This window comes from Stenotrophomonas sp. 220_Sma, assembly GCF_056487375.1.
Genome location: NZ_CM151348.1, coordinates 1,470,627 through 1,493,685, shown reverse-complemented (window position 1 = coordinate 1,493,685; position 23,059 = coordinate 1,470,627). Strand labels below are relative to the sequence as shown.

Genomic DNA, 23,059 nt, shown 5'->3' with positions numbered 1-23,059 from the left:
GGTTCCCATGCCCTCCCTGGTGCTACGCCTTGGCCTCCTCTCCGCTGCCTTGGCGGCCGCCCCTGCCTACGCCGCCTGCCCCCCGCCACCGGCTGGATACCCCGACATCCGCGCCCTGGGCTACTACACCGACAAGGCTGGATCGGTGATCGACCCGGTACTGCACCAGCAGAACAAGGACGCCACTGCGCCGCTGGACCGCTATGCCGCCGACGTGGCGCGCATGAGCGATGACTACCTGCGCACCGGTGACCCGGCAGCGGCACAGTGCACGCTGAGCTGGCTGGGTGCGTGGGCCGATGATGGCGCCATGCTCGGGCAGATGATCCGGGTCAACAACGATCAGTCGTTCTACATGCGGCAGTGGATGCTCGATGCGGTAGCCATGGCTTACCTGAAGGTGCATGACCAGGCCAACCCGCAGCAGCGCGCGCGTATCGATCCGTGGCTGCAGAAGCTGGCACGGGCCAACCTGGCGTACTGGGACAACCCGAAACGGCGCCGCAACAACCACTACTACTGGGGCGGTCTGGGCGTACTGGCCACCGGCCTGGCCACCGACGACGAGGCCTTGTGGCAGGCCGGCCACGCCGCCTTCCAGAAGGGCATCGATGACATCCAGGACGATGGCAGCCTGCCGCTGGAGATGACCCGTGGACAGCGTGCCCTGCACTACCACGACTACGCATTGGCGCCGCTGGTGATGATGGCTGAGCTGGCGCGGCTGCACGGCCAGGACGGGTACGCCAGCGGGGATCACGCCATCGACCGCCTTGCCCGCCGCGTCATCGAAGGCAGCAAGGACCCTGCATGGTTCAACGAACACACCGGCGTTGCACAGCTGCCCCTGCAGGCCAGCGGCTGGGTCGAGTTCTACCGGTTGCGATCACCGGATGGCGGCCTGTTCAATGCCGCGCATGCACGCGGCCCGTTCCACTCGCCACGGCTCGGCGGCGACCTTACGCTGATGGCCACGCATGGCATCGTGCGCACGCCGCTGCGTTAGCAGCGTGCCTCAGCGCGATGCCGGATGCAGCAGGCGTTGGAACTCGGCGACGGTGCACCCCTGAGCCGCGCACCCCGGCACACGAAGCGCGACGCGGCCCGGCGGCTGCGCGTTGGTCAGCGACAGCGCATCGCGCAGCTGCGCGGTGGTCGGGTAGACGTAGGCCAGGCGGATCCGTTCCAGCCCGCTGTGGCGATCACGCCAGCGCTCGAACTGCAGCAGGCCGCCGATCGGCGTCTTCTCGTACTGGCCCGGCAGGCTGTAGTCGCTGATTCCCAACGCCGCCAGCACCGAACCGATATTGGAATCGTGACCGACCAGCAGGCTCACTTTCGGCGATGCGGGATCTTCCAGCAACGCATCCACGCGTGCCAGCAACGGTCCGGCCACATCCCGCGCCACCTCGGGCGTTCCGAACAGGATGTCCTGGTAGCGGTTGCGGATCTGCGCCAGCGCCTGCCATTGCGCCTCGGTGGTCAACCGGCCCCAGCCTTCGCGGGGGATGCCACTGCCCTGGTAGTGCTCCATCAACAAGGCATCGACCAGCCCGCTGGCCAGAGCCAGTGATCCGGAGACGCGTGGCTCCTTTCCCGGTTCCGCGCTGAAGGTGGTGTCGGACAGCGCCAGATGGCAGTCGTTGTGCCCCTTGCATGCCGCCGACTGCGGATAGCGGGTGATCTCCTCCACCACGGACAGTGCCGGTGCCAGATCGGATGCGGACAGCGCCTGCTGCATCGCCGATGCCGCACGTGCGCGGAACGCCGCGTCATCGCGGTGGATCACCGGATTGAACAGCGGGTCCATCGTGCCCAGCGGCATGCGTTGCTCGACCGCAACATGGCAGCCCGGGAAGGCACCGGCAACGAAGAACTGCGCGGTGGCCTGGGTGCGCTGCAGGCTGTTGGCGTACGCGTGGAAGTCATCCTCCTGCGGGCAACCCGACACCGGCAACAGCTGCGCCTGGCGCAGCCACTGGGCGATGTAGCGGCCCATGTAGACCTCCAGCACGCCTCCCTTGGTAGTCAGCTCGCCCGGTGCCACCTCCCAGCGCGGCCAGGCCTCGGGCGTCGCATTGGCCAGCGCGCCGGAGGCTACCACCGGCGCGCGCAGGTTGTGACGGCTGAGCAGGACGACCTGCTTGAGCTGGTCGCCGTCCATGGGTGCCGGCGCAGCCGTGGCAACCGTGGCAACCGTGGCAACCGTGGCAACCAGGCTGAGTGCCAGCAACAGGGAGCGCAGGGGGCGGATCATGCAGGTCTCCGGAAACACGCTGGGGTCAGAGCCCTTTCCTGCGGAAAGGGATCCGACCCCGAAGCGATCATTGATCGGCAGCAACAAATCCACCGGTCTGCCGCGCCCACAACCGTGCGTACAGGCCACCGGCTGCAATCAGCTCGGCATGGGTGCCGGTCTCGACGATGCGTCCCTGGTCCATCACCACCAACCGGTCCATGCGCGCGATGGTCGACAGCCGGTGCGCGATCGCGATCACCGTCTTGCCGCCCATCAGCTCATCCAGGCTGTCCTGGATCGCCGCTTCCACTTCCGAGTCCAGTGCCGAGGTTGCTTCGTCCAGCACCAGGATCGGTGCGTCCTTCAGCAGCACGCGGGCAATGGCGATGCGTTGGCGCTGGCCACCGGACAGCTTCACGCCGCGCTCGCCGACATGTGCGTCGTAGCCACGACGCCCCTGCCCGTCCACCAGCGTATCGATGAAGGCTTCGGCACGCGCCTTGGCCACGGCTGCGCGCAACTGCGCATCGGTCGCGTCGGGGCGACCGTACAGCAGGTTGTCGCGGATCGAGCGATGCAGCAGCGACGTGTCCTGGGTAACCACGCCGATCTGCTGGCGCAGGCTTTCCTGGGTGACGTAGGCAATGTCCTGGCCGTCGATCAGGATGCGGCCGCTTTCCAGGTCGTACAGGCGCAGCAGCACATTGACCAGGGTCGACTTGCCGGCACCCGAGGGACCGACCAGGCCGATCTTCTCGCCCGGCTTCACCACCAGGTCGAGGCCGGCGATCACGCCGCCCTTCTTGCCGTAGTGGAAATGGATGTCCTGGAAGTGCACGCCACCACGGGTCACCTGCAACGGGACCGCATCCTCGCGATCCTGCACCGTCAGCGGCTGCGCGATGGTGGTGATGCCGTCCTGCACCGTGCCGATGTCCTCGAAGATGCCGTTGATGGTCCACATGATCCAGCCGGACATGTTGTGGATGCGGATCACCAGACCGGTCGCCAGGGTGATCGCACCGACGGTGATGTGGCCGCCATTCCACAGCCACAGCGCCAGCCCGCAGGTACCGGCGATCAGGAAACCGTTGACGATGGCGATGGTCAGGTCCATGCCGGTGGTCACCCGGGTCTGCGCGCGGTGCTTGACCGCCAGTTCCTGGATCGACTCGGCCACGTAGGCCTGCTCGCGCCCGCCATGGGCGAACAGCTTCAACGTGGGAATGTTGGTGTAGCCATCGACGATGCGGCCCATCGCCTTGGAACGCGCTTCGGACGCAATCCAGGCCCGTTCCTTCGCGCGCGGCACGAAGTAGACCAGGATCACCGCATAGGCCAGCAGCCACAGGATCAGCGGCACCATCAGCCGCCAGTCGGCCTGCGCGAACAGGTACAGCGCGGTGCCGGTGTAGACCACGATGTACCAGAGCGAATCGACCATCTGCACCGCCGATTCGCGCAGCGAGGTACCGGTCTGCATCACCCGGTTGGCGACGCTGCCGGCAAAGTCGTTCTGGAAGAAGCTCAGGCTCTGCCGCACCACGTAGTTGTGCATCAGCCAGCGCGAGCGGTTGCTCAGGCCGGGCACGATGGCCTGGTTGACCAGCAGGTTGTGCAGGCCGACCAGGATCGGCCGCGCGATGACCGTGATGAACAGCATCCAGCCCAGGTCGTTGGCATGGCGCTTGAAGAAGTCGGCACCGGGCTGCTCGGCGACCATGTCGACGATGCGGCCCAGGTAATCGAACATCGCCACTTCCACCAGCGCCAGCAGCAGGCCGGCGATGAGCGTGGCCAGCAGCACCGGCCACACCGGGCGCAGGTAGTGCAGGTAGAACGGCAGCACCTTGCGCGGAGGCATCCGCCCGTCCACGGGCGGGAACACCGGAATCAGGGATTCAAACCAACGGAACATCGCATTCCCTCGCCATCTTTAGCTGGCGGAGTATCCCATGCCGCATGTGTACGCCGGCCGACGATCGCTGCGGCTGCGGTCGTGCCGGCCGCTGGCCGGCAACCTTGTGACGCATCCGGGGATCATGAGGTTGCCGGCCAGCGGCCGGCACTACCCATCGGATTCGTCAAACGTCAGCGCCGGGCCACGCCCGGCGGCGTCATTTCACTGGGGTGAACAGCAGGTCCTGGAAATCGAAACTGAAATCGGTCAGGTCGGAAATCGGCTGCATGCGCACCTCGCGCACCTTGCCGTCCGGGTCCAGGCTGAAGTTCACGAACGCGTCGGCGTTGAGCGAACGGTCGTCCCAGCGCACGATGAAGGTGTCGTGCTGCCAGTGCTCCAGGCGACCGCTCAACTGCGCGGTCTTGGCAAAGCGCAGGCGCAGTCCCTTGCCCTCGGCACTGACCTGCATGTCGCCATACCAGCGGTCGCGGAACGTGCCTGTGTAGCCGGCCAGCGCCAGCGACGGCCTGCTGCCCTTGTCGCGCGCGCTCTGGTGCTTGGCCCACGCCTCGTCGGCCTTGTCCTGTCCCTTGGCCACGGCCTTGGCATAGGCGTCCACCCAGTCATGCTTTTCACCGCCCAGGTAGGCATCGAGCACACTCAGGGTGATCGCATTGAACGCCGCGCCCACTTCCTGATTGGTCAGCACCACCACGCCCAGTTTCTCGCCCGGTACCAGGGTCAGCCGCGAGACCATGCCCGGCCAGCCACCGGTGTGCCAGACCAGCTTCTGCCCGCGGTAGTCGCTCAGGCTCCAGCCTTCGCCATAGCCGGCGAAGTTGGCCCGCGCCGGTGCCAGCTCCGGCACGCTCGGCGCCGGGATCGACTGCGGGGTGATCATCCGCCACATCTGCTGCTGGCTCTTGTCGCTGAACAGCGCAGTGCCATCGGCGAGCTTGCCTTCGGCCAACTGCACCTGCATCCAGCGCGCCATGTCGTGCGCACTGGAATAGATGCCACCGGCACCGGCATTGTTCGACCAGGTCAGCGGCGCGACAGTGCGCAGGTCCTCGAAATCGTACTTGGCGTGGCCGACCGCCGCCTTGTCGCCCGGCTTCAGGTGGTCGGCGTTGTAGCGCGTGCCAACCATGCCCACCTTGTCAAAGATGCGGGTCTGCAGGAACTGCTGGTAGCTCATGCCGGAAACGTGCTCGATCACCTGCTGGGCGACCGCGTACAGGATGTTGTCGTAGGCATAGTTCTCGCGGAAACCACCCTTCAGCGGCACCTGGCCCAGCCGCTCCACCACTTCGGCATTGCTGTACGAGGTGGTCGGCCAGAACAGCAGGTCACCGGCACCCAGGCTCAGCCCGCTGCGATGCGACAGCAGGTCGCGGATCGTCATCTGCCCGGTCACGAACGGGTCGGACATGCGGAACGACGGCAGGTGGTCGATCACCTTGTCGTCCATCTTCAGTTTGCCGTCCTCGGCCAGCAGGTTCAGCGAAGTGGCGGTGAACGCCTTGGTGTTGGAAGCAATGGCGAACAGCGTATCGGCCTGCACCGGTTCCGGCTTGCCCTGCTCGCGCACGCCCCAGCCGCGTTCCAGCACCACCTGGCCGTCCTTGACCACGGCCACGGCGACGCCGGGCACGTCGAACTGCGTGCGCACGCGCTCGACGGTCGCATCCAGGTCCTGCAGCTGCGCCGGGGTCGCCGCGCTTGCCATGGTCGTGCATGCCAGCAGCACGGCTCCTCCAATCCAGGTTTTCATCCAGCACCATCTCCGAACAGGGGTAGCGGCCATGTGCAGGCCGTCACCAGGGTTTCGCAGGATGGTAACGGTCTGCGGCGCAGCCTGCCCTGTGCCATAGGAGGGGTGCCATGGGCGGGAACGGCCAACCAGACAACGGATCCACCATCATTCCATGCCTGCGCTATCGCGACGCGCAGGCGGCCATCGACTGGCTGCAGCGCGCCTTCGGCTTCCATGCCCAGGCCGTCTACGCGGAGGGCGATACGGTGTTCCATGCGCAGCTCACCTTCGGCCACGGCATGATCATGCTCGGCTCGGCCGACAAGGAAAGCGAGTGGAACCAGCATGCGGCGATGCCTGACGAGGTCGGCGGCCGCCAGACCCAGAGCGCCTGCGTGATCGTCACCGATGCCGATGCGCACTACGCCCGGGCCAAGGCCGCCGGGGCACGCATCGTCATCGACATTGCTGACCAGGACTACGGCGGACGCGGCTACGCCTGCGCCGACCCGGAAGGCTATCTGTGGTGGTTCGGCAGCTACGACCCGTGGCGCGCGGACCACGGTCAGTGACCACGACCGCCCGTCCGGCGGAGATCCGCTGCGGCATCGGTGGCTGGGTGTTTCCCGAATGGCGTGGCGGCATGTTCTATCCGCCAGGCCTGCCGCAGCGCGAAGAGCTGGCCCATGCCAGCCGCGCCCTGCGCTGCATCGAAATCAACGGCACCTTCTACCGCACGCCCACTGCGGCGCAGTGTGCGCACTGGGCCGCGCAGACGCCGGAAGGCTTCCGGTTTTCGATGAAGGCGCCACGCTACCTGGTACAGCGCCGTGACCTGTCCAGCACCGTGGAGGCGGCCGCACCGTTCCTTGAGGCGGCGTTGGCGCTCGGTGACCGGCTCGGCCCGTTGCTGTGGCAGTTCGATCCGCGCCATCCGGCCGATGCCGATGCATTGTGCGCGCTGATGGCGCAGCTGCCGAAACAGCTGGAAGGGGTGTCGCTGCAGCATGCGCTGGAGGTCCGCAACGCCGAGGCACATGGCCCGGCACTGGTCGCCGCCGCCCGTCGACACGGCGTGGCGCTGGTGATCGAGGACAGCGACGAGGCCCCCCTGCACGGTGACGTCAGTGCCGGTTTCGTCTACGCACGGATCAAGCGCAGCCAGGCCCGCTTGAACGAGGGCCTGCCGGCGCCGGTGCAGCAGCGTTGGGTGGAACGCGCAACGCGCTGGTCACAGGGCGAGCCGGTGGAGGACCTGCCCTGCCTGGCCGCGCCGGCTCCGGAAACTCCGCGCGAGGTCTACCTGCTGTGCATCGGTGCTGGCAAGGCACGCAACCCGGCGGCGGCGATGGCCCTGCAGCGGCGGGTAGATGGGGCCAGCAATTCCTCACGCGGATAGCGCTGCGGTCATCGCCTTGCCTCACAATAGGCGGATGAGCACACCCGACACCCGCAAAGCGCTGTGGCAGATCCACTTCTGTGTCCTGCTGTGGGGCGTCACCGCTATCCTCGGCAAGCTGATCACCCTGCCGGCGCTGCCGCTGGTGTGGTGGCGCATGCTGCTGGTGACGGCGATGCTGGCCCTGCTGCCGCGGGTCTGGCGCGGGTTGCGTACCCTGCCACTGCGACTGGTGGCCGGTTATGCCGGCATCGGCGCGCTGGTCGCCCTGCACTGGCTGACCTTCTACGGCGCGGTGAAACTGGCCAATGCCTCGGTGGCCGCCACCTGCATTGCACTGGCCCCGGTGTTCACCTCGATCATCGAACCCTGGGTGGCCAAGCGGCCGTTCCAGCTGCGTGAACTGGCGTTCGGCCTGGCGGTGCTGCCGGGCGTGGCACTGGTGGTCGGTGGCGTGCCCGATGGCATGCGCCTGGGCGTGTTGATCGGCGCGATATCGGCGCTGCTGGTGGCGGTGTTCGGCTCGCTCAACAAGCGCATGGTCAGCCACGCCGATCCGCTCACGGTCACCGCGCTGGAGCTGGGTGCGGGCACCCTCACCCTGACCCTGCTGGCACCGCTGATGCCCTACCTGCTGCCGGCGCTGGCCAGCCCACTGTGGGTGGTCCCGGACCTGCACGACGGCATCCTGCTGCTGGTGCTGGCCGGGTTCTGCACGCTGCTGCCGTTCGCCCTGGCCCTGGTCGCACTGCGCCACCTGAGCGCCTATACGGTGCAGCTGGTGACCAACCTGGAGCCGGTCTATGCGGTGGTGCTGGCGGTGGTGCTGCTGCGCGAGCAGCACGAAGTCACCCCGTGGTTCTACCTGGGCGTGGCGATCATCGTCGGCGCGGTATTCCTGCATCCGTTGTTGAACCGCCGCAAGCCGGTGCAGCATCCGGAAATTCTTGGTACCGCCGAAGCACGCAACATCGCCGATTGAGTGCCTCCGCGCCGGGCGTGGATGGCCGTATCAACGCTGCGGCCAGTGCCATGCAGGGGCATCCAGCAGGCCCTGCCCGCTCAACAGCGTGCGCCCCTGTTCCTTGTGCAGATGCAGCGAATGACAGCCGGGCGCCTGCTCCAGTGCTGCGATCAGGCGGCTGGCGTGTGAGACCACCCACACCTGGCTGCGTGCACTTGCAGCGATGATCAGTCGCGCCAGCGCTGGCAGCAGGTCCGGATGCAGGCTGGTCTCCGGCTCGTTGAGCACCAGCAGCGGTGGCGGGCGTGGCGTGTGCAACGCAGCGGCCAGCAGCAGGAAGCGCAGCGTGCCGTCGGACAGTTCGGCCATCGACAGCGGCCGCAGCAGCCCCGGCTGGTGGAAGCGCAGGGCCAATCGACCGTCCAGTTCCCCGAAGCCGACCGTGGCGCCGGGGAAGGCATCATCAACGCTGCGTGCCAACGCGACCGGATCTCCGACCTCGAGAATGGTCACCCAGGCCGCCGCCAGATCCCGCCCGTCGTGGTGCAGTACCGGCGTGCGCGTAGCCATCGCCGGCTGCCGCGCCGGGGCATCGGCATCACTGCGGAAATGGTCGTAGAAGCGCCAGCGGCGGATGTACTCACGCAAGGCGATGGTTTCCGGCATGCGCTGCGGATCGCCGACCTGGGTGAACAGGCTGTCGAACAGCGACAACCGGTCATCCACGAGATCCCAGCCGCGCGCATGGCGTTGCCGTACCATCGCCCCGCGACGATCGACCAGCAGATTGGCGCTGCGCAGGAACGGCCCGGCCCAGATCGCCTCGGCCTTGATCTGCGGATCCAGCGCAAACGCCGAACGGCTGGGTGGCGGGTAGCCCAGGTCGATGGCATAGCCGAACTCGTCGGTGGTGAAGCCCAGCTTCAGCCCCACCGATGACTGCCGGGGCCCCTCCTGCAGCGGGATCTCGCCGGCCGCGACCCGACGATCGATGGATTCGGGACCGGCCCACAGCGCCGAACCGAGCCCACCTTCACGGGCCAGCACCGCCGCGACGCCGCCCTGCGCGGTCTCCGCCAGCAGGCGCAGCGCGCGGTACAGGCTGGACTTGCCACTACCGTTGTCACCGGTCACCACGTTCAACTGCTGCAACGGCAGTACCAGCCCGTGCAGCGAGCGATAGTGGGCGATGGCCAGGGTCTGCAGCATGGCTGGTGTCCGTGGAAACAGGGACGTCATGCTGGCCGGTTCTGATCGCAGGAGCTGCGACGCGACGTGAATCGGGAAGAGCATCCACGCATGGCGTGGATCTACTGGAACGGCATCGAATCATCCGCACGTCGCATGCGTTCAGCGCGCGAGTCGCCGGTGTTTCAGCCCGCCAGCTCCACCCGGTTGCGGCCATTGCCCTTGGCGCGGTACAGCGCCTTGTCGGCACGGGCCAGCATCGCGTCCACGCTTTCACCGGCGTGATGCTGGGCAACGCCGATGCTGATCGTGACCGGGAAACCCAGCGGAAGATCCGCCACGGCCAGGCGCAGGAATTCGCATTGCAGTTCGGCCGTGCGCAGATCGGTGCCCGGCATCACCGCCACGAACTCTTCGCCGCCATAGCGCGCCGCCATGCCACGGCCAGCGAAATGCGAGCGCAGCAGCACGCCGAGCTCGGCCAGCACCCGGTCGCCGGTGGCATGCCCCTGGAAATCGTTGATGTGCTTGAAATGGTCGATGTCGAGCAGCGCCACGCAGGCCACGCCCGGTTGCCCATCGATCTCCACCACCGCCTCTTCCAGTGCCGCCGCCATCGCGCGGCGGTTGGGCAGGCCGGTCAACGCATCGGTGCGGCTCTGCTCGGCCAGGTCGGCATTCTGCGCCAGCAGCACGTCCTGGTACTCCGACAGCAGGCGCTCGTAGTCATCGCGTTCCAGCATGTGCTTCTGGATGTCGAGCGCGAAACGGCGCAGCTCCATCACCAGCATCACCTGCCGTGACAGTGCGGCCAGTGCCTCGGCCTTGTCGCTGGGCAGGTGCTGCGGATGTGCATCGAACACGCACAGCGTGCCCAGAGGCAGTCCATCGGAACTGATCAATGGCGCACCGGCGTAGAAGCGGATGTGCGGGTCGCCGGTCACTACCGGGTTGTCGTGGAAGCGGATGTCCTGCAACGCGTCCTCGACCACCATGATTTCCTGCGGCTGCAGGATGGCGTGGCCACACATCGATTCGCTGCGCAGGTTCTCCGCCGCGTCGATGCCCTGGATCGACTTGAACCACTGCCGTTCGACGTCGATGAGGGTCACCGCCGCCATCGAGGTACCGCAGACCGCCTTGGCGATCGCCACCAGGTCGTCGAATGACTTCTCGCGCTGCGAATCAAGGATCCGGTAGCGGTACAGCGCCTCGAGCCGAAGGGCTTCGTTGGCAGGCTTGTCGGGCTTGATCATGCAGCGTCACATTCCGGCAGGTCACTGCGGAGTCTAGCCGATGTAGAGCCGAGCCCATGCTCGGCTGCACCCGGACAGAAGAGCAGCCGAGCATGGGCTCGGCTCTACAGAAGCCGTTTACCAGTCCAGCTGCTTGGGCAGCAGGCCCTGCAGCTCCTGTTCGGTCAGGTTGCGCCACTGACCCGGCTTCAGCGCACCGATCTTGATGTTGTCGATGCGCACGCGGCGCAGCTGGGTCACCCGATAGCCGAACTCGGCGGCCATCAGGCGGATCTGCCGGTTCAGTCCCTGCTGCAGGGTGATGCGGAATCCGAACTTGGCGATGCGCGAGGTCTTGCACGGCAGCGTCATCTGGTCGTGGATGCGCACGCCGCGCGCCATGCCACGCAGGAACTCGTCGGTAACCGGCTTGTTCACCGCCACCAGGTACTCCTTCTGGTGGCCGTTCTCGGCACGCAGGATCTGGTTGACGATGTCGCCGTTGCTGGTCATCAGGATCAGGCCTTCGGACTCCTTGTCCAGGCGGCCGATCGGGAAGATGCGCTGTTCATGGCCGACGAAGTCGACGATGTTGCCCTTGACCGAGGTTTCGGTGGTGCAGGTGACGCCCACCGGCTTGTTCAGCGCGATGTAGACGTGGCGGCGGGCGCCGGGCTTGCGTGCGACGCGCGCGCGCAGCGGCTGGCCGTCGACCAGCACCTGGTCTTCCTCGCCCACCACCGCACCGGTGCCGGCCGCGTGGCCGTTGACGGTGACGCGGCGGGCGGCGATCAGGCGATCGGCCTCGCGGCGGGAGCAGAAGCCGGTGTCGGCGATATGTTTGTTGAGTCGGGTGGTCATCGCCCTATTATCCGGCATCGCCGCCCGCTGCGCTTCATGCCGGGGCCGGCGGATCGAGCTCTTCGCCGTCGAACACCCGGTTGCGACCGGCGCGCTTGGCCACGTACATGGCATGGTCGGCCCGCCGCAGCAGCCCGGCCAGGTCGTCCTCGCCCGGCCGCCACTGCGCCAGTCCGATGCTGGCGGTCACCTCCAGCCCCGGCACCTGCAGCGCCCGCCCGGCCTCGGTGATGCGCTGGCGCAGGCGGTCCAGCCGCGCCGACGCCGCCTCGCGCGGCATGCCGGGCATCAGCAGCAGGAACTCCTCGCCGCCCATCCGCACCACTTCGTCCTGGCTGCGCACCGCAGCGCGCAGCGCGCGTGCCACCGCCACCAGTACCTGATCACCCACGGCATGGCCGTGACGGTCGTTGATGTCCTTGAACAGATCGATATCGAGGAAGCCGATCACCAGCGGGCCGCGCTCACGGTCAACCTGTGCCAGGTGACGGGCCAGCTGCTGCAGGCCGGCGCGGCGATTCGGCAGTCCGGTCAGGCCGTCGGTTTCGGCCAGCTGGCGCAGTTCATCGCGCTGCTGGCGCAGCCGGCCCAGCCGCTGGTTCATGGCATAGGCGGCCATCATCAGCAGCCAGGTCACCGACAGCTGCAATGCTTCGACCCGGTACTCCAGCAGCCATTCCGCACGGCAGGCATCGGCGATGATCAGGACCAGCATCGGTGCCAATGCGGCCAGTCCAGCCTGCGCCCAACGGTCGCCGCGCCAACGGGCCCATACGCCCATCAGCAATGCCAGGCCACACCCCAGCAGATAGGACACCTGCAGGCCCTGCGCGACCCAGGCCAGCTGTTCCCAGCGCAGCCACGGCACCAGTACGGCCAGCGCCAGCAGGCCCCACAGCACGGTCGCCTGCAGTGGCCGCGATCGTGGCCATACGCGGTCACCGCCGTTCAGCCGCCACAGTGCCGGCAGTACCAGCGCCTGGGTGGCGGCGGTCAGCGAGAGCAGCCACCAGGCCCCGCGCTCCCCCACCGGCAGCCACGGCTCCGGGTAGCCACTGAGGCCGCCGAGGATGGCCTGCCACAGCACCAGCACCGTGGTGCCGGCAACGTAGACCAGGAAACTGCGATCGCGCGTGGTCAGGAAGGCCATCAATGCCGACAGCGCCAATGCGATCGCCACAGCGATGCAGGCGGCACGCATCAGCAGGCGGGCGGTATCGTTCTGCTGTACCGGGCTGGGCGCGCCCAGCCGCAGGGTCGGTACCCAGCGCGCCTTCAGCGGCGTCTGCCAGGAGACCAGGAACGGCGCGTGGCTGCCCGCCGGCGGCACCGCAACCAGGCCGATGCCTGCGCGGAAGCGCGAGTCGCGGGTGCGGGCGTCGTGCATGTTGCCGCAGATTTCGCGGTCGCCGTACTGGACCCGCACTTCGCCGGCAAAGACATTGAATACATCCAGCGCCTGTGGCTGGCCCGACCAGCCTTCCAGCGGAGCCGGTACCAGCACCTGCTGGCGGGAGCCGGACAGCATCTGCGGCGTGCATGCTCGATGTGGGGTCGGTTCGTCGGTGGCGCCCCCCACCAGCAGATAATCGCGGCCCGACACGGCCACGGCGGCCTGAAGCGGCCACGGCATCGCCAACCACACCAGCAGTACGACCAGCACCGCTCCTGTTCCGTACCGCCACTGCCTGACGCCCACGCCACATCCTGTTCCTGCTTACGTCCGCGCCCACTGCGCGTCGCCCCTGGCGCGCATTATCGCAGCCGGACGTGCGTCGCACGTGTAGACCAAAGTCGCCGCCAAGCCATTCAGCCAGCCCCCTGCGGCCCTTTCATCGCGACCAGCCGCACCGGGCGCAGATCGGCCAGGGTCATCCGTTCCAGCGGCTGCGGCCGCTCGATCGCGTAGCCCTGCAGGCCCTGCACACCGAGCCGGGTCAGCGCACCCGCCACTTCGGCGGTCTCCACCCATTCGGCCACCACCTCCATCTGCAGCTCACGTCCCAGCTCGCTGATCGCGCGCACGGTGGCGTGGCTGACCGGGTCGGTATCCATGTCGCGCACGAACGCACCATCGATCTTCAGGATGTCGGCCGGCAGCTGGCGCAGGTAGCCGAACGAGGACAGGCCGGAGCCGAAGTCATCCAGCGCCATCCGGCAGCCGCGCGCCTTCACGGCGTCGATGAACGCCCGGGCCTGACTGAGATTGCTGATCGCTGCGGTCTCGGTGATCTCGAAGCACAGCTTGGAGGCCAATGCGCGGTTGCGCTCGAGCAGGTCGCAGACGAAGGCAAGGAACCCCGGTTCGGCGATCGACTGCGCGGACACATTGACGTTGCACAGGCCCAGCTGGCGCACGTGCGCCGGGCATACCTGCAGGTGGCGGAACAGCAGCCCGAGCACGTGCCGGTCCAGCGCCACCGCCATGCCGTATCGCTCCACCGCCGGCATGAACTGGCCGGGCAGATGCAGGCTGCCATCGGTACCACGCATGCGCACCAGCACCTCGTAGTGCAGGTAGGACGGATCGCCCACGCGGGCGATGCGCTGTGCATACAGCAGCATGCGGTTTTCGGCCATCGCCAGGCTGACGCCCTGCAGGCGCTCGGCCTCCTGCCGCCGCTCCTCCAGCGCCATGCGGTTCTCATTGAAGCAGTGCACGCGGTTGCGCCCGGCCTGCTTGGCCGCATAGCAGGCGCTGTCGGCGGCACTCATCAACCAGTTCACGTCCGGCGCATCGGCACTGACCTCGACCACGCCGATGCTGCAGCTCAGCTGCGGACTGCCCTCGCTGATCGGGAAGGTCGCCTGCCCCAGGTTGCGGATCACCCGTTGCAGCACGCGCTTGGCTTCGTCCTGGCCGGCATGGGCGAGAAACACCGCGAACTCGTCGGCACCCAGCCGGCCGACCCAGTCGCCATCACGCACCGCCGCCACCAGATAGTCGGCGAAACCGCGCAGCATCTGGTCGCCGGCGGCATGACCGAAGCTGTCGTTGACCAGCTTGAAGTGGTCCAGGTTGATGTAGCACAGCGCATGCGTACCACCGTCGGTCCGGACCTGCAGCAGCGCGCGTTCCAGCAGGCGTTCGATCTCGCGGCGGTTGATCAGGCCGGTCAGCGGATCGTGGCTGGCGTGATGCTCGATCTCGCGCGCCAGTGCATGGTTCTGGCTGACATCCTCGATGATCGCGAACACCGACAATCCACCGCCCGAGCTGCGAACCGCGGTACCGCTCCAGCGTCCCCAGACGAGGCTGCCATCGCGCCGGCGGAAACGCAGCTCGCTCGGCCGCAGCTGCCGGTCCCAGTCGATGCGGCCGACACCATCGAGGACCAGTTCCCCCTCCATCAGCAGGTCACCCAGCAGCATCTGCAGCAGCACATCGCGCCGATAGTCGAGGATATCCGCCATCGCCTGGTTGGCCTCGACCACGCGGCCATCGGTGTCGAGCTTCAGCATGCCGACATTGGCCTGGTAGAACGCCGCGCGGAAGCGGCTCTCGTGCTCGGTCAGGTCCTTGCCGACACGACGCGCCAACGCCACTGCCATCAGGCTGATCACCAGCACCGACAGGCCACCAACCATCAGCGTGGCGATCCGGACCATGGTGGCCATCCTCAGCAGCGCCTGCGAGAACGCCTGGGCCTGCACCTGCAGGCGGCGGTCGAGATCCCGCAGCTGCTGCAGATAGCGATTGCGGTCGGCCACGGGCAGTTCACCTGCCGCATGCCTCCGTTGCAGCTCGGCGACCAGGGCCTGCACAGCCTCCAGATCACCATCGGTCTGCCGCCACAGTGCAGTGGCTTCGCGGAATGCTCCCAGGTCACGGGCGTAGCGGAACGAGAACACCAGGCGCGGAATATCGGCGCGCGCGTTGCCGCCCTGCAGGAAACCCTGCCGGGCCTTCTCCTCGTCCGGTACCGCCTGTTCCAGCGCCAGCCGGGCCTGCAGATCCCCCAACGGAATCCGCAGGGCCTGGCGCGCGTCATCCAGGTCCTGCGCATCGCCACGCGCCAGGTAGCGGCTCAGCGCAGCGGTCGCATCCTGCTGCCCTCGCGACCAGTAGCCCTGGCCGGCAATCCAGGCCGTCGAGGCCGCCTGCAGTTCCTGGATCAACGCGGACAGCGCGACCAACCCGATCGCCATGCCCGTCAACAACGCAAAGCGCAATCCCAGGCCACGGGTCATCGGCACCCGCCGGCTCTGCTGGTCCGTGCCACTTCTACCCATCCCGGATCCCCCCGAATGTGCTGCGGTGACAACCTCCCTTGGAACCGGCCCAGCCTATGACCGGCAATGTGTTTGCCATGCGAAAAGGGGACGGAGGGGATTAAGTCGTTTTCGGCATAAGCGCACTGCCGGGCATAAACGACTTAATCCCCTCCGTCCCCTTTTCCAGGCCCATAACGGACAACGCCAGCCCGGAGGCTGGCGTTGTTCAGGACCGCAGGTGCGGCTTAGAAGCTGCGCGGGCCGCGCGGCTTGAAGCCGTCACGACGCGGCGGGCGGCTGTCGCGGTCACCGCCGCGGTCGCCACCGTGGCCACCCGGACCGCCCGGGCCACCGCGACGCGGGCCACCCGGGCCGCCCGGACCACGCTTGTCGAAGCGCGGCTTGAACGGACGCGGGGCCGGGTTGGTGTCTTCACCCGGGGCCAGCGCACGCATCTGCAGCTGCTGGCCGGACACCCACACCTTCTGCAGGTGCGACAGCACGTCCGGCGGCATCTGTGCCGGCAGGTCCAGCAGCGAGAAGTCGTCGTGGATGTCGATGCGGCCGATGAAGCGGCTTTCCAGGCCAGCTTCGTTGGCAATGGCGCCAACGATGTTGGCCGGCTTCACGCCGTGCTGGTGGCCGACCGAAATGCGGTAGGTCTCCATGCCCTGCTCCGGCGCACCACGCGGCGGAACCTCGCGGCGCGGGCGCTGCTCGAAACCACCTTCGGCGTCGTCACGGCGCGGGCCACGCTCGAAGCGCGGACCACGCTCGTTGCGGTCGAAGCGATCACCGCGTTCCGGGCGGTCACCACGGTCGAAGCGTTCGCGCGGTGCGCGCTCTTCACGCGGGGCACGCACCGGCGGCTGCAGCAGGAACGGGGTGTCACCCTGCAGCATCTTGGCCAGCGCGGCAGCCACTTCAATGGCCGGCACGTTCTGCTCGTTCTCGAAACGCTCCAGCAGCTGGCGGTAGAAGTCCAGGCCACCGGCGCCGAGGGTTTCGCTGATGCGCGAGGTGAACTTGTTGATGCGGGTGTCGTTGACCGCTTCCACGCTCGGCAGCTGCATTTCTTCAATCGGCTGGCGGGTGGCGCGCTCGATCTGGCGCAGCATGCCCTTCTCGCGCGGGGTGGCGAACAGGATCGCCTCGCCGCTGCGGCCGGCACGACCGGTACGGCCGATGCGGTGCACGTAGCTTTCGGTGTCGTACGGGATGTCGTAGTTCAGCACGTGGCTGATGCGCTCCACGTCCAGACCGCGGGCAGCCACGTCGGTGGCGACCAGGATGTCCAGCTTGCCTTCCTTCAGCATGGCGATGGTGCGCTCACGCTGGGCCTGCTGCATGTCACCGTTGATCGCGGCAGCGGCCAGGCCACGGGCCTGCAGCTTGCTGGCCAGTTCTTCAGTGCCGGCCTTGGTGCGCGCGAAGATGATCATCGCGTCGAACGGCTCGACTTCCAGGATGCGGGTCAGCGCGTCCAGCTTGTGCATGCCGCTCACCCACCAGTAACGCTGGCGGATGTTGGCCGAGGTGGTGGTCTTGGCCGCGATGGTCACTTCCACCGGGTCCTGCAGGTAGGTCTGCGCGATGCGGCGGATCTGCGGCGGCATGGTGGCCGAGAACAGGGCCACCTGGCGCTGCTCCGGCAGCTTCTTCAGCACGGCTTCGACGTCGTCGATGAAGCCCATGCGCAGCATTTCATCGGCTTCGTCCAGCACCAGCGTCTTCAGCTCGGACAGGTCCAGGGTGCTGCGGTCCAGGTGGTCGATCACGCGGCCGGGGGTACCGACCACGATGTGCACACCGCGACGCAGCGCCGACAGCTGCTGGCCGTACGGCTGGCCGCCGTACACCGGCAGCACGCGGAAGCCCGGGATCTTCGACGAATAGGACTGGAACGCCTCGGCAACCTGGATGGCCAGTTCGCGGGTCGGTGCCAGGATCAGGGCCTGCGGCTTGATCTGCTGCAGGTCGATGTTGGACAGTACCGGCAGCGCGAAGGCAGCGGTCTTGCCGGTGCCGGTCTGGGCCTGGCCCAGCACGTCGCGGCCTTCCAGCATCGCCGGGATGGTGGCGGCCTGGATCGGCGACGGGGTTTCGTAGCCGATGGCAGTGACTGCCTGCATCACGGGCTCGGACAGGCCGAGCTGCGCAAACTGCAGCGGCGCTTGGGAATCTTGGGACATGGGGAACTCCGAAGGCACTGCCGTCTTCCTGGCAGTGCGATAAAAAAGGGATGGTCCGCGCTTTGGGCGCCCTTCTTATCGCGTGCCCTGGCGCTGCTCGGTCGGAGGAGATTTCACTCGCTCAGAGCGGAATGATACCGCATTGATCCTGAACAACGCGTACAGCTTTCCGTGCGCGTGCCGTCATGCCCCGCGCTGGCGCACAATACGCGCCCTCTTCCCCGGCCCGGCCACTGGCCTGCGCCCTCTTCCCAGGAACCCCGCTCCATGCAGATTCTCGAATTCGACCTCGACGGTGACTACGTCGAACTCAAGCAGCTGCTCAAGCTGGCCGACCTGGTCACCAGCGGCGGCGAGGCCAAGATGGTCATCGGCGATGGCCAGGTGCGGGTCGATGGCGAAGTCGAACTGCGCAAGGCCTGCAAGATCCGCGCAGGCCAGGTGGTCGAATTCGCCGACAGCCAGATCCGGGTGCTGGCCGCCGGATGATCTGAACGGGCTGATCTGAACCGGTTCAGGCCACGCGCTGGGTCAGGTGTGAGGCGATCAGCTGCCTGAACGGTGCCACGCCTTGTGCCAGACGCAGGCCCGCCGCGCGCAGCAGCCGCGCCGGGCGACGATCGTCGGTATACAGGCTGGCGATTGCATTGGTGGCCTCGTACAGCGGCCGCGACGCCAGCCGGTGACCACGCTGGTAGCTGGCCAGCATGCCGACGGCGGCAATGTCGGCACCACGTCGCTGCTGCGCGACGATGCCCTGTGCGAGCCGCTGTGCGCTGGCCAGTCCCAGGTTGAAGCCATGCGCGGTGACCGGGTGCATGCCGACCGCGGCATCGCCGATCAGCGCCGAACGCTCGCCGACGAAACGGTGCGCGTACACCCCCACCAGCGGATACGCCTGCGGCGTGGCCACCGGCTGCATCCGGCCCAGGCGGTGCTCAAAGCAACCGCTGATGGCCTCACCGAAGGCCACCTCATCCATCGCCAGCAGCTCCTCGATCTGCCGCGGCGGCAGCGTGATCACCGCCGATGCCTGGCCCTCGTTGAGTGGCAGCAGCGCCATGGTGCGGCCGTAGCCGAACCATTCCCAGGCAGTGTGGTGATGGTCGCGCTCGACCTGCATGCGGCACACCAGCATCGACTTGCCGAAGTCGCGCATCTGCGCACCGATGCCGAGCATGCGGCGGGTGGCGGAGAAGCGGCTGTCAGCGGCGACCAGCAGGCGCGCGTGCAGTTGGCTGCCGTCATCGAGTGTGACCACGTGGCCCTGCGCATCGGCCTGCACGCCCAGCACCTTGCGCCCATCGAACAGTTCCAGGCCGTCCTGCCCCTGCACGGCATCCCACGCAGCGCGGCGGATCAGATGGTTGGGCACCAGCCAGCCCAGCGGCTGGCCGTCGACCTGGCTGCTGGCGAAGGTCAGCGCGAACGGCGAGCCGCCGTTCATCACCTTGGCATCGCGCAGTTCAGCGACTTCGGCCTGCGGCAGGCGCTGCCACAGCCCCAGCTGCTCCATGCTCTGCCGCGAGGCATGGGTCAGCGCGATCTCACGGCCATCGAAAGCGGCTTCGGCCAGGGCCTGGCGCGGTTGAACTTCGACCAGCCCGACCTGCAGGCCACTGCCGGCCAGCGCGCGTGCGAAGCACAGACCCGCCGGTCCAGCGCCGACCACCACCACGTCCATCCTGCGCATGCGCGCCTCCTGCCGTTGATTCAGTCCGGGCCAGCATAGCGCCGCGCACCTGACCGGCCTTGATCTGGATCAGGCCCGGGTCACAGAGTCGCGAACTTTGTCTTCGGCAATGCCAGAGCAGGCAACGCATATAAGGCGCGTCCTGGAATGAGGCTCGGCTAATGCCCACGCCATCAGCTTGACAGAAGCCCCGCGGGAGAATCCTCTTCATCCGCAGCCCCCCAAATCGGATCATCTCTATCAGGCGAAGACGCCCCATACGCCACGAGCGACCAAAATGACAATTCAAGACTCAATAATCTACGAATACAATAATTATCTTTCGTTCATCCATCGCTCTCCCCAGTACGAATCCGTGGAGGACTGCCCCAGCGAAAACGTAGGACTTAGCGCCCGTATGCCCGTACGAGCTACACCCGATGAACTCGGCGCTGCAACACTCGAAGCCATGAGGAGATACGGAGAAATTCGCCCTGAGTTCCCGATCTGGGAGCTTGGCAAACTAAGAAGGAAACTCTGCACGTGGACCGGAGCAAAATCCTACGCAGATCTTCAAAAAAATAGCAGAATAGTCATTGCCATGACGGACACTAGCCGCGGCACGATTCAGCTGATCCCATTCGACAACTCCAACATGAATCCCTGGGAGACCATGCTGGTCGACAAAATCGCTGAACTACCAATAGATATAGAAGCCAGAGCCTTGGGGGCGCATTTCATCAAAGTATTTGGCCACACAACTTATCATCCAGATCGAAAACATCCGCATTGGACATAGAGCCAATCAAGCAGACTTTGCCTTCTCCACATTCCAAGCGAGATACATAAGAAAGTCCAAGGCCCATCAAGCACGGAGTGGCCGCACCCGCAGATCGCTCCCGGCTAACCGTTCCTGCAATCATTCCTGGCTGAATTCCGGCGGACTCGATCCCGTCCGATCTGCGGCGCTGAATGTCGCCATCTGCACCCCACTATCGTGAAAAGTTCGGACCGAAAGGTGTAGATCTGTCTCAACGATGAATCACAGCAGCGCGAACACCAGCGCCAGGATCGACAGCAGCGACACCGCCCAGACCAGGCTGCGCACATACGGCACGCCCGCCGCATACAGCGGCAGATAGGCCACCCGCGCCCAGAAGTAGGCCTGTGCGGCCAGCGCCGTGGTGTCGTTGCCGCGCCCGGCCAGCACCACCGAGATCGCGGCAGCGGCGAAGAACGGGAACGTCTCCAGGAAGTTGGCCTGCGCACGCTGCAGGCGCCCGGCCAGCGGGCTGAGTGGCCTGGCTTCGCCATCACGCGCCGAGGCATTCCACTTCATCCCACGCTCGCGGGTGACCACGGTGGAGGTAGCGAAGATGTAGACAAAGCCCAGCAGCACCGACCAGGCCAGCATCGTCAGTTCAGTTGCCATCGATCATCTCCTCAGGGTGCCGACGCACGCAGGCTGTAACCGGCCAGGCGCCACACCTGGTCCTCGTCGAAACGGAACGAGACGAGCTCGCGTACCGGCTGCGCGCTGTTGGCGAAACGGGTCGGGAAGCTGACGTTGATGTACAGCCCCTCCGGCACCGCGGCACCGGCGCTGTACTTGACCCGGGTGATGGTCGGCTGGCCACGCCCGGCCAGCGCGCCCAGGCGCGTGCGCTCGGCAGTCAACTGGCTGACGAAGGCGGCCTTCGGTACTGCACGGCGCGCGACGGCCGAAGCGCCATCCCACAACTCGCCTGCGCGGTTGGCATCGACCAGCTGCGCCGCCTTCACTGCGGCCGCGCCCATTTCCGCATCCTGCTTCTGCACCTGCGCCTGCTGCGCGGCAGTCAACGCCGGAGCGCCGGCCGTGGCCGGTTTCGCAGCCGCCGGCGATGCCGGTGCGGGGCGCGCGGGTGCCGGTGCAGGCGTGGCCGGCGCGGGTGCCTGCGCCAATGCGGTCAGGGGCAGCAGGGACAGCAGCAGGAGCACGCGCTTCATGGACACCGCCGGTTCTCGGGAAAGAACCGCAGTCTACGCCAGCGCGGTGAGCTGTTCGTCAGCGCGCGTGGGCGCTGCCTTCCACCGCTGCGGCATCGGCCTGCGCGGCAGGCGTGCCGGTGTCTGCTGGCGCCTGTTCGGCCACCGGCGGCGGCTCCGACGGTGCCGGTGGCAACGTTGCCACATCGATTTCCGACAGCGGGCTTTCTTCCGGGCACACCGCATCGGGGAAGCCGAAGCGCTGCTTCAACGCCTGGCCGCAGCTGTTGATCGATTCCATGTCGGCGCCTTCGCGCTTGCACTGCTGGTCGAAAGCGATCAGGAACGCATCCTTGCGCTGCACGAAGTCATCGCCGCAGGCGCGCATCTGCTTGATCCGTTCCAGATCGTCCTGCACCGCGTTGGTGCCATCCAGGCCGTACTGACGCAGCTCGTCCGGCGTCAGCAGGCGCAGGCTGCGGTTGGGCACCGTCATCATCAGATCGGCCACGCCCACCGCCACGCCGTTGCGCTGCAGGTAATCCTTTACGTTGTCGTAGACCTCGTGCAGCTCGCGGTTGAGCTCGGCGCGCGAGGTGGCCTTGGAACTGATGCGCATCATGCGGTGGATGCCGACCTTTCCCGACAGCAGCCGGTTGTCACCAGCGGCCAGCACGAACACGCAGGCGCTGTGGCAGATCGAGCCTTCGCGCACCCAGATGGTCCAGCCCGATTCACCGATGCTGTCACCGGCGACGATCGCCGATTCCACCTGGCCGCCGCTGGAGTCCAGATCGAGGATGCGCTTGTGGATCTTCTGCTCGTCAGCGACCACGGCAAGTCGCCACATCATTTCGGCGAAGCCCGGATTGATCTTGCCGGCGTAACGCACACGCATCAGGCCACGCTCGGCACACGGCGCCAGGGCCTGGGAAATCTGCTCGCGCTGCAGGCCATCCAGCTCGACGCCATCGCCCGCCTCACCGGCGTACTCGGTACTGCAGCTGACCCAGGCGCGGCCATTCTCCAACTGCGCCTGCGGCCACGGCCGATCCGCCCGGCTGCGCGGCGGCGCCGGCGGTGGCGGTGCGTCAGCCGCATTGATCGACACCATGTTCTCGCCATCGCTGGCCTGTGCCCGCGCCGCCTTGTCGGCAGCGGTCACATTGCCCGGATTCTCCAGCTGACTGCAGCCCGCCAGGGCCAGGCACAACAGGGGCAACCAGCGGAATTTGGCGGACATCGGGCAACCGGGATTCATGGGAGCAAGAGCCACAGTCTACCCGCCCAGGCCGCGCATTCAGCGCGTGGCACTGAACCCCCTCTGACCCTTGGGAAAAAACGTGTCGACCAAGGTCGACACCTACCAACAGCAAAAGCGTGCCGACCAACGGTCGGCACCCACCAACTGCAGCGACCAACTGTCAGAGGTGGGGCGGTGTGGGCTGACAGGACCGTTGGCGCCAT

19 protein-coding genes are annotated in these 23,059 nt (G+C 66.9%); 6 read left to right on the top strand and 13 right to left on the bottom strand.

The window, feature by feature from the left end; all coding sequences use genetic code 11:
• Positions 1-7: 7 nt before the first annotated feature.
• Positions 8-1,006 (top strand): polysaccharide lyase, encoded by a 999-nt coding sequence (locus tag ACZLIB_RS07060; RefSeq protein ID WP_153856882.1) that lies wholly within the window; start codon positions 8-10, stop codon positions 1,004-1,006.
• 9 nt (positions 1,007-1,015) lie between these two features.
• Here ACZLIB_RS07060 and agp read toward each other — a convergent pair whose 3' ends face one another.
• The 3 genes from agp to ACZLIB_RS07045 form a co-directional block, all read right to left on the bottom strand.
• Positions 1,016-2,257, bottom strand: a complete 1,242-nt coding sequence (agp, locus tag ACZLIB_RS07055; RefSeq protein ID WP_478469485.1) for a bifunctional glucose-1-phosphatase/inositol phosphatase — start codon at positions 2,255-2,257, stop codon at positions 1,016-1,018.
• A 67-nt stretch (positions 2,258-2,324) separates the two neighbouring features.
• Entirely contained in the window at positions 2,325-4,157 is a 1,833-nt protein-coding gene (smrA, locus tag ACZLIB_RS07050; protein ID WP_110711689.1) for a multidrug efflux ABC transporter SmrA, read from the bottom strand.
• 199 nt (positions 4,158-4,356) lie between these two features.
• Positions 4,357-5,916, bottom strand: coding sequence for a serine hydrolase (locus tag ACZLIB_RS07045; RefSeq protein WP_478469483.1), 1,560 nt, complete (start codon positions 5,914-5,916; stop codon positions 4,357-4,359).
• A gap of 110 nt (positions 5,917-6,026) precedes the next feature.
• Between ACZLIB_RS07045 and ACZLIB_RS07040 the strand changes: the two genes are divergently transcribed.
• From ACZLIB_RS07040 to ACZLIB_RS07030, 3 genes are read left to right on the top strand one after another with little or no spacing between them, the layout of a single operon-like run.
• Positions 6,027-6,470, top strand: a complete 444-nt coding sequence (locus ACZLIB_RS07040) for a VOC family protein (RefSeq protein ID WP_180854207.1) — start codon at positions 6,027-6,029, stop codon at positions 6,468-6,470.
• Positions 6,467-7,297 carry a DUF72 domain-containing protein gene (locus tag ACZLIB_RS07035; protein ID WP_478469481.1) on the top strand — a complete coding sequence of 277 codons (831 nt, stop codon included), beginning with the start codon at positions 6,467-6,469 and terminating at the stop codon, positions 7,295-7,297. Before ACZLIB_RS07040 ends, ACZLIB_RS07035 begins: the two co-directional genes overlap by 4 nt.
• 34 nt (positions 7,298-7,331) lie before the next feature.
• Positions 7,332-8,279 carry a DMT family transporter gene (locus ACZLIB_RS07030; protein ID WP_032128349.1) on the top strand — a complete coding sequence of 316 codons (948 nt, stop codon included), beginning with the start codon at positions 7,332-7,334 and terminating at the stop codon, positions 8,277-8,279.
• A 30-nt stretch (positions 8,280-8,309) separates the two neighbouring features.
• On the opposite strand, the gene ACZLIB_RS07025 is transcribed toward ACZLIB_RS07030, so the two are convergent.
• The 6 genes from ACZLIB_RS07025 to ACZLIB_RS07000 form a co-directional block, all read right to left on the bottom strand.
• Positions 8,310-9,470 carry an AAA family ATPase gene (locus ACZLIB_RS07025; protein WP_478469480.1) on the bottom strand — a complete coding sequence of 387 codons (1,161 nt, stop codon included), beginning with the start codon at positions 9,468-9,470 and terminating at the stop codon, positions 8,310-8,312.
• A 164-nt stretch (positions 9,471-9,634) separates the two neighbouring features.
• Positions 9,635-10,705 (bottom strand): sensor domain-containing diguanylate cyclase, encoded by a 1,071-nt coding sequence (locus ACZLIB_RS07020; protein ID WP_110711684.1) that lies wholly within the window; start codon positions 10,703-10,705, stop codon positions 9,635-9,637.
• 117 nt (positions 10,706-10,822) lie between these two features.
• The gene (locus tag ACZLIB_RS07015; protein WP_049424580.1) at positions 10,823-11,545 is read right to left on the bottom strand and encodes a pseudouridine synthase; all 723 of its coding nucleotides are present in this window, start codon (positions 11,543-11,545) and stop codon (positions 10,823-10,825) included.
• A gap of 34 nt (positions 11,546-11,579) precedes the next feature.
• The gene (locus tag ACZLIB_RS07010) at positions 11,580-13,244 is read right to left on the bottom strand and encodes a sensor domain-containing diguanylate cyclase (protein ID WP_164162537.1); all 1,665 of its coding nucleotides are present in this window, start codon (positions 13,242-13,244) and stop codon (positions 11,580-11,582) included.
• A gap of 110 nt (positions 13,245-13,354) precedes the next feature.
• Complete coding sequence (locus ACZLIB_RS07005; protein ID WP_478469478.1) at positions 13,355-15,778, bottom strand: putative bifunctional diguanylate cyclase/phosphodiesterase; 2,424 nt, start codon at positions 15,776-15,778, stop codon at positions 13,355-13,357.
• Between the two features lie 227 nt (positions 15,779-16,005).
• Entirely contained in the window at positions 16,006-17,952 is a 1,947-nt protein-coding gene (locus ACZLIB_RS07000; RefSeq protein ID WP_032128355.1) for a DEAD/DEAH box helicase, read from the bottom strand.
• A gap of 267 nt (positions 17,953-18,219) precedes the next feature.
• Between ACZLIB_RS07000 and ACZLIB_RS06995 the strand changes: the two genes are divergently transcribed.
• The gene (locus ACZLIB_RS06995; RefSeq protein WP_010486399.1) at positions 18,220-18,441 is read left to right on the top strand and encodes an RNA-binding S4 domain-containing protein; all 222 of its coding nucleotides are present in this window, start codon (positions 18,220-18,222) and stop codon (positions 18,439-18,441) included.
• Between the two features lie 25 nt (positions 18,442-18,466).
• Here the strand turns inward: ACZLIB_RS06995 and ubiM are convergent, their stop codons facing one another.
• Complete coding sequence (gene ubiM / locus ACZLIB_RS06990) at positions 18,467-19,645, bottom strand: 5-demethoxyubiquinol-8 5-hydroxylase UbiM (RefSeq protein WP_180860181.1); 1,179 nt, start codon at positions 19,643-19,645, stop codon at positions 18,467-18,469.
• A 277-nt stretch (positions 19,646-19,922) separates the two neighbouring features.
• Between ubiM and ACZLIB_RS06985 the strand changes: the two genes are divergently transcribed.
• Complete coding sequence (locus ACZLIB_RS06985) at positions 19,923-20,423, top strand: DUF1436 domain-containing protein (RefSeq protein ID WP_141137962.1); 501 nt, start codon at positions 19,923-19,925, stop codon at positions 20,421-20,423.
• A 243-nt stretch (positions 20,424-20,666) separates the two neighbouring features.
• Here ACZLIB_RS06985 and ACZLIB_RS06980 read toward each other — a convergent pair whose 3' ends face one another.
• From ACZLIB_RS06980 to ACZLIB_RS06970, 3 genes are read right to left on the bottom strand one after another with little or no spacing between them, the layout of a single operon-like run.
• Positions 20,667-21,056: an MAPEG family protein gene (locus ACZLIB_RS06980; protein WP_478469477.1), complete on the bottom strand. Its 390-nt coding sequence runs from the start codon at positions 21,054-21,056 to the stop codon at positions 20,667-20,669.
• Positions 21,057-21,067: 11 nt separating this feature from the next.
• Positions 21,068-21,613: a DUF4019 domain-containing protein gene (locus ACZLIB_RS06975; protein ID WP_032128358.1), complete on the bottom strand. Its 546-nt coding sequence runs from the start codon at positions 21,611-21,613 to the stop codon at positions 21,068-21,070.
• 58 nt (positions 21,614-21,671) lie between these two features.
• Complete coding sequence (locus ACZLIB_RS06970; RefSeq protein ID WP_478469476.1) at positions 21,672-22,835, bottom strand: COG3904 family protein; 1,164 nt, start codon at positions 22,833-22,835, stop codon at positions 21,672-21,674.
• Positions 22,836-23,059 lie beyond the last annotated feature (224 nt).

Bases quoted from the DNA above. Each gene is read 5' to 3' on its own strand.
- ACZLIB_RS07060 (WP_153856882.1), top strand. From the start codon at position 8: ATGCCCTCCCTGGTGCTACGCCTTGGCCTCCTCTCCGCTGCCTTGGCG.
- agp (WP_478469485.1), bottom strand. From the start codon at position 2,257: ATGATCCGCCCCCTGCGCTCCCTGTTGCTGGCACTCAGCCTGGTTGCC.
- smrA (WP_110711689.1), bottom strand. From the start codon at position 4,157: ATGTTCCGTTGGTTTGAATCCCTGATTCCGGTGTTCCCGCCCGTGGAC.
- ACZLIB_RS07045 (WP_478469483.1), bottom strand. From the start codon at position 5,916: ATGAAAACCTGGATTGGAGGAGCCGTGCTGCTGGCATGCACGACCATG.
- ACZLIB_RS07040 (WP_180854207.1), top strand. From the start codon at position 6,027: ATGGGCGGGAACGGCCAACCAGACAACGGATCCACCATCATTCCATGC.
- ACZLIB_RS07030 (WP_032128349.1), top strand. From the start codon at position 7,332: ATGAGCACACCCGACACCCGCAAAGCGCTGTGGCAGATCCACTTCTGT.
- ACZLIB_RS07025 (WP_478469480.1), bottom strand. From the start codon at position 9,470: ATGCTGCAGACCCTGGCCATCGCCCACTATCGCTCGCTGCACGGGCTG.
- ACZLIB_RS07020 (WP_110711684.1), bottom strand. From the start codon at position 10,705: ATGATCAAGCCCGACAAGCCTGCCAACGAAGCCCTTCGGCTCGAGGCG.
- ACZLIB_RS07015 (WP_049424580.1), bottom strand. From the start codon at position 11,545: ATGACCACCCGACTCAACAAACATATCGCCGACACCGGCTTCTGCTCC.
- ACZLIB_RS07005 (WP_478469478.1), bottom strand. From the start codon at position 15,778: ATGGGTAGAAGTGGCACGGACCAGCAGAGCCGGCGGGTGCCGATGACC.
- ACZLIB_RS07000 (WP_032128355.1), bottom strand. From the start codon at position 17,952: ATGTCCCAAGATTCCCAAGCGCCGCTGCAGTTTGCGCAGCTCGGCCTG.
- ACZLIB_RS06995 (WP_010486399.1), top strand. From the start codon at position 18,220: ATGCAGATTCTCGAATTCGACCTCGACGGTGACTACGTCGAACTCAAG.
- ubiM (WP_180860181.1), bottom strand. From the start codon at position 19,645: ATGCGCAGGATGGACGTGGTGGTGGTCGGCGCTGGACCGGCGGGTCTG.
- ACZLIB_RS06985 (WP_141137962.1), top strand. From the start codon at position 19,923: ATGACAATTCAAGACTCAATAATCTACGAATACAATAATTATCTTTCG.
- ACZLIB_RS06980 (WP_478469477.1), bottom strand. From the start codon at position 21,056: ATGGCAACTGAACTGACGATGCTGGCCTGGTCGGTGCTGCTGGGCTTT.
- ACZLIB_RS06975 (WP_032128358.1), bottom strand. From the start codon at position 21,613: ATGAAGCGCGTGCTCCTGCTGCTGTCCCTGCTGCCCCTGACCGCATTG.
- ACZLIB_RS06970 (WP_478469476.1), bottom strand. From the start codon at position 22,835: ATGTCCGCCAAATTCCGCTGGTTGCCCCTGTTGTGCCTGGCCCTGGCG.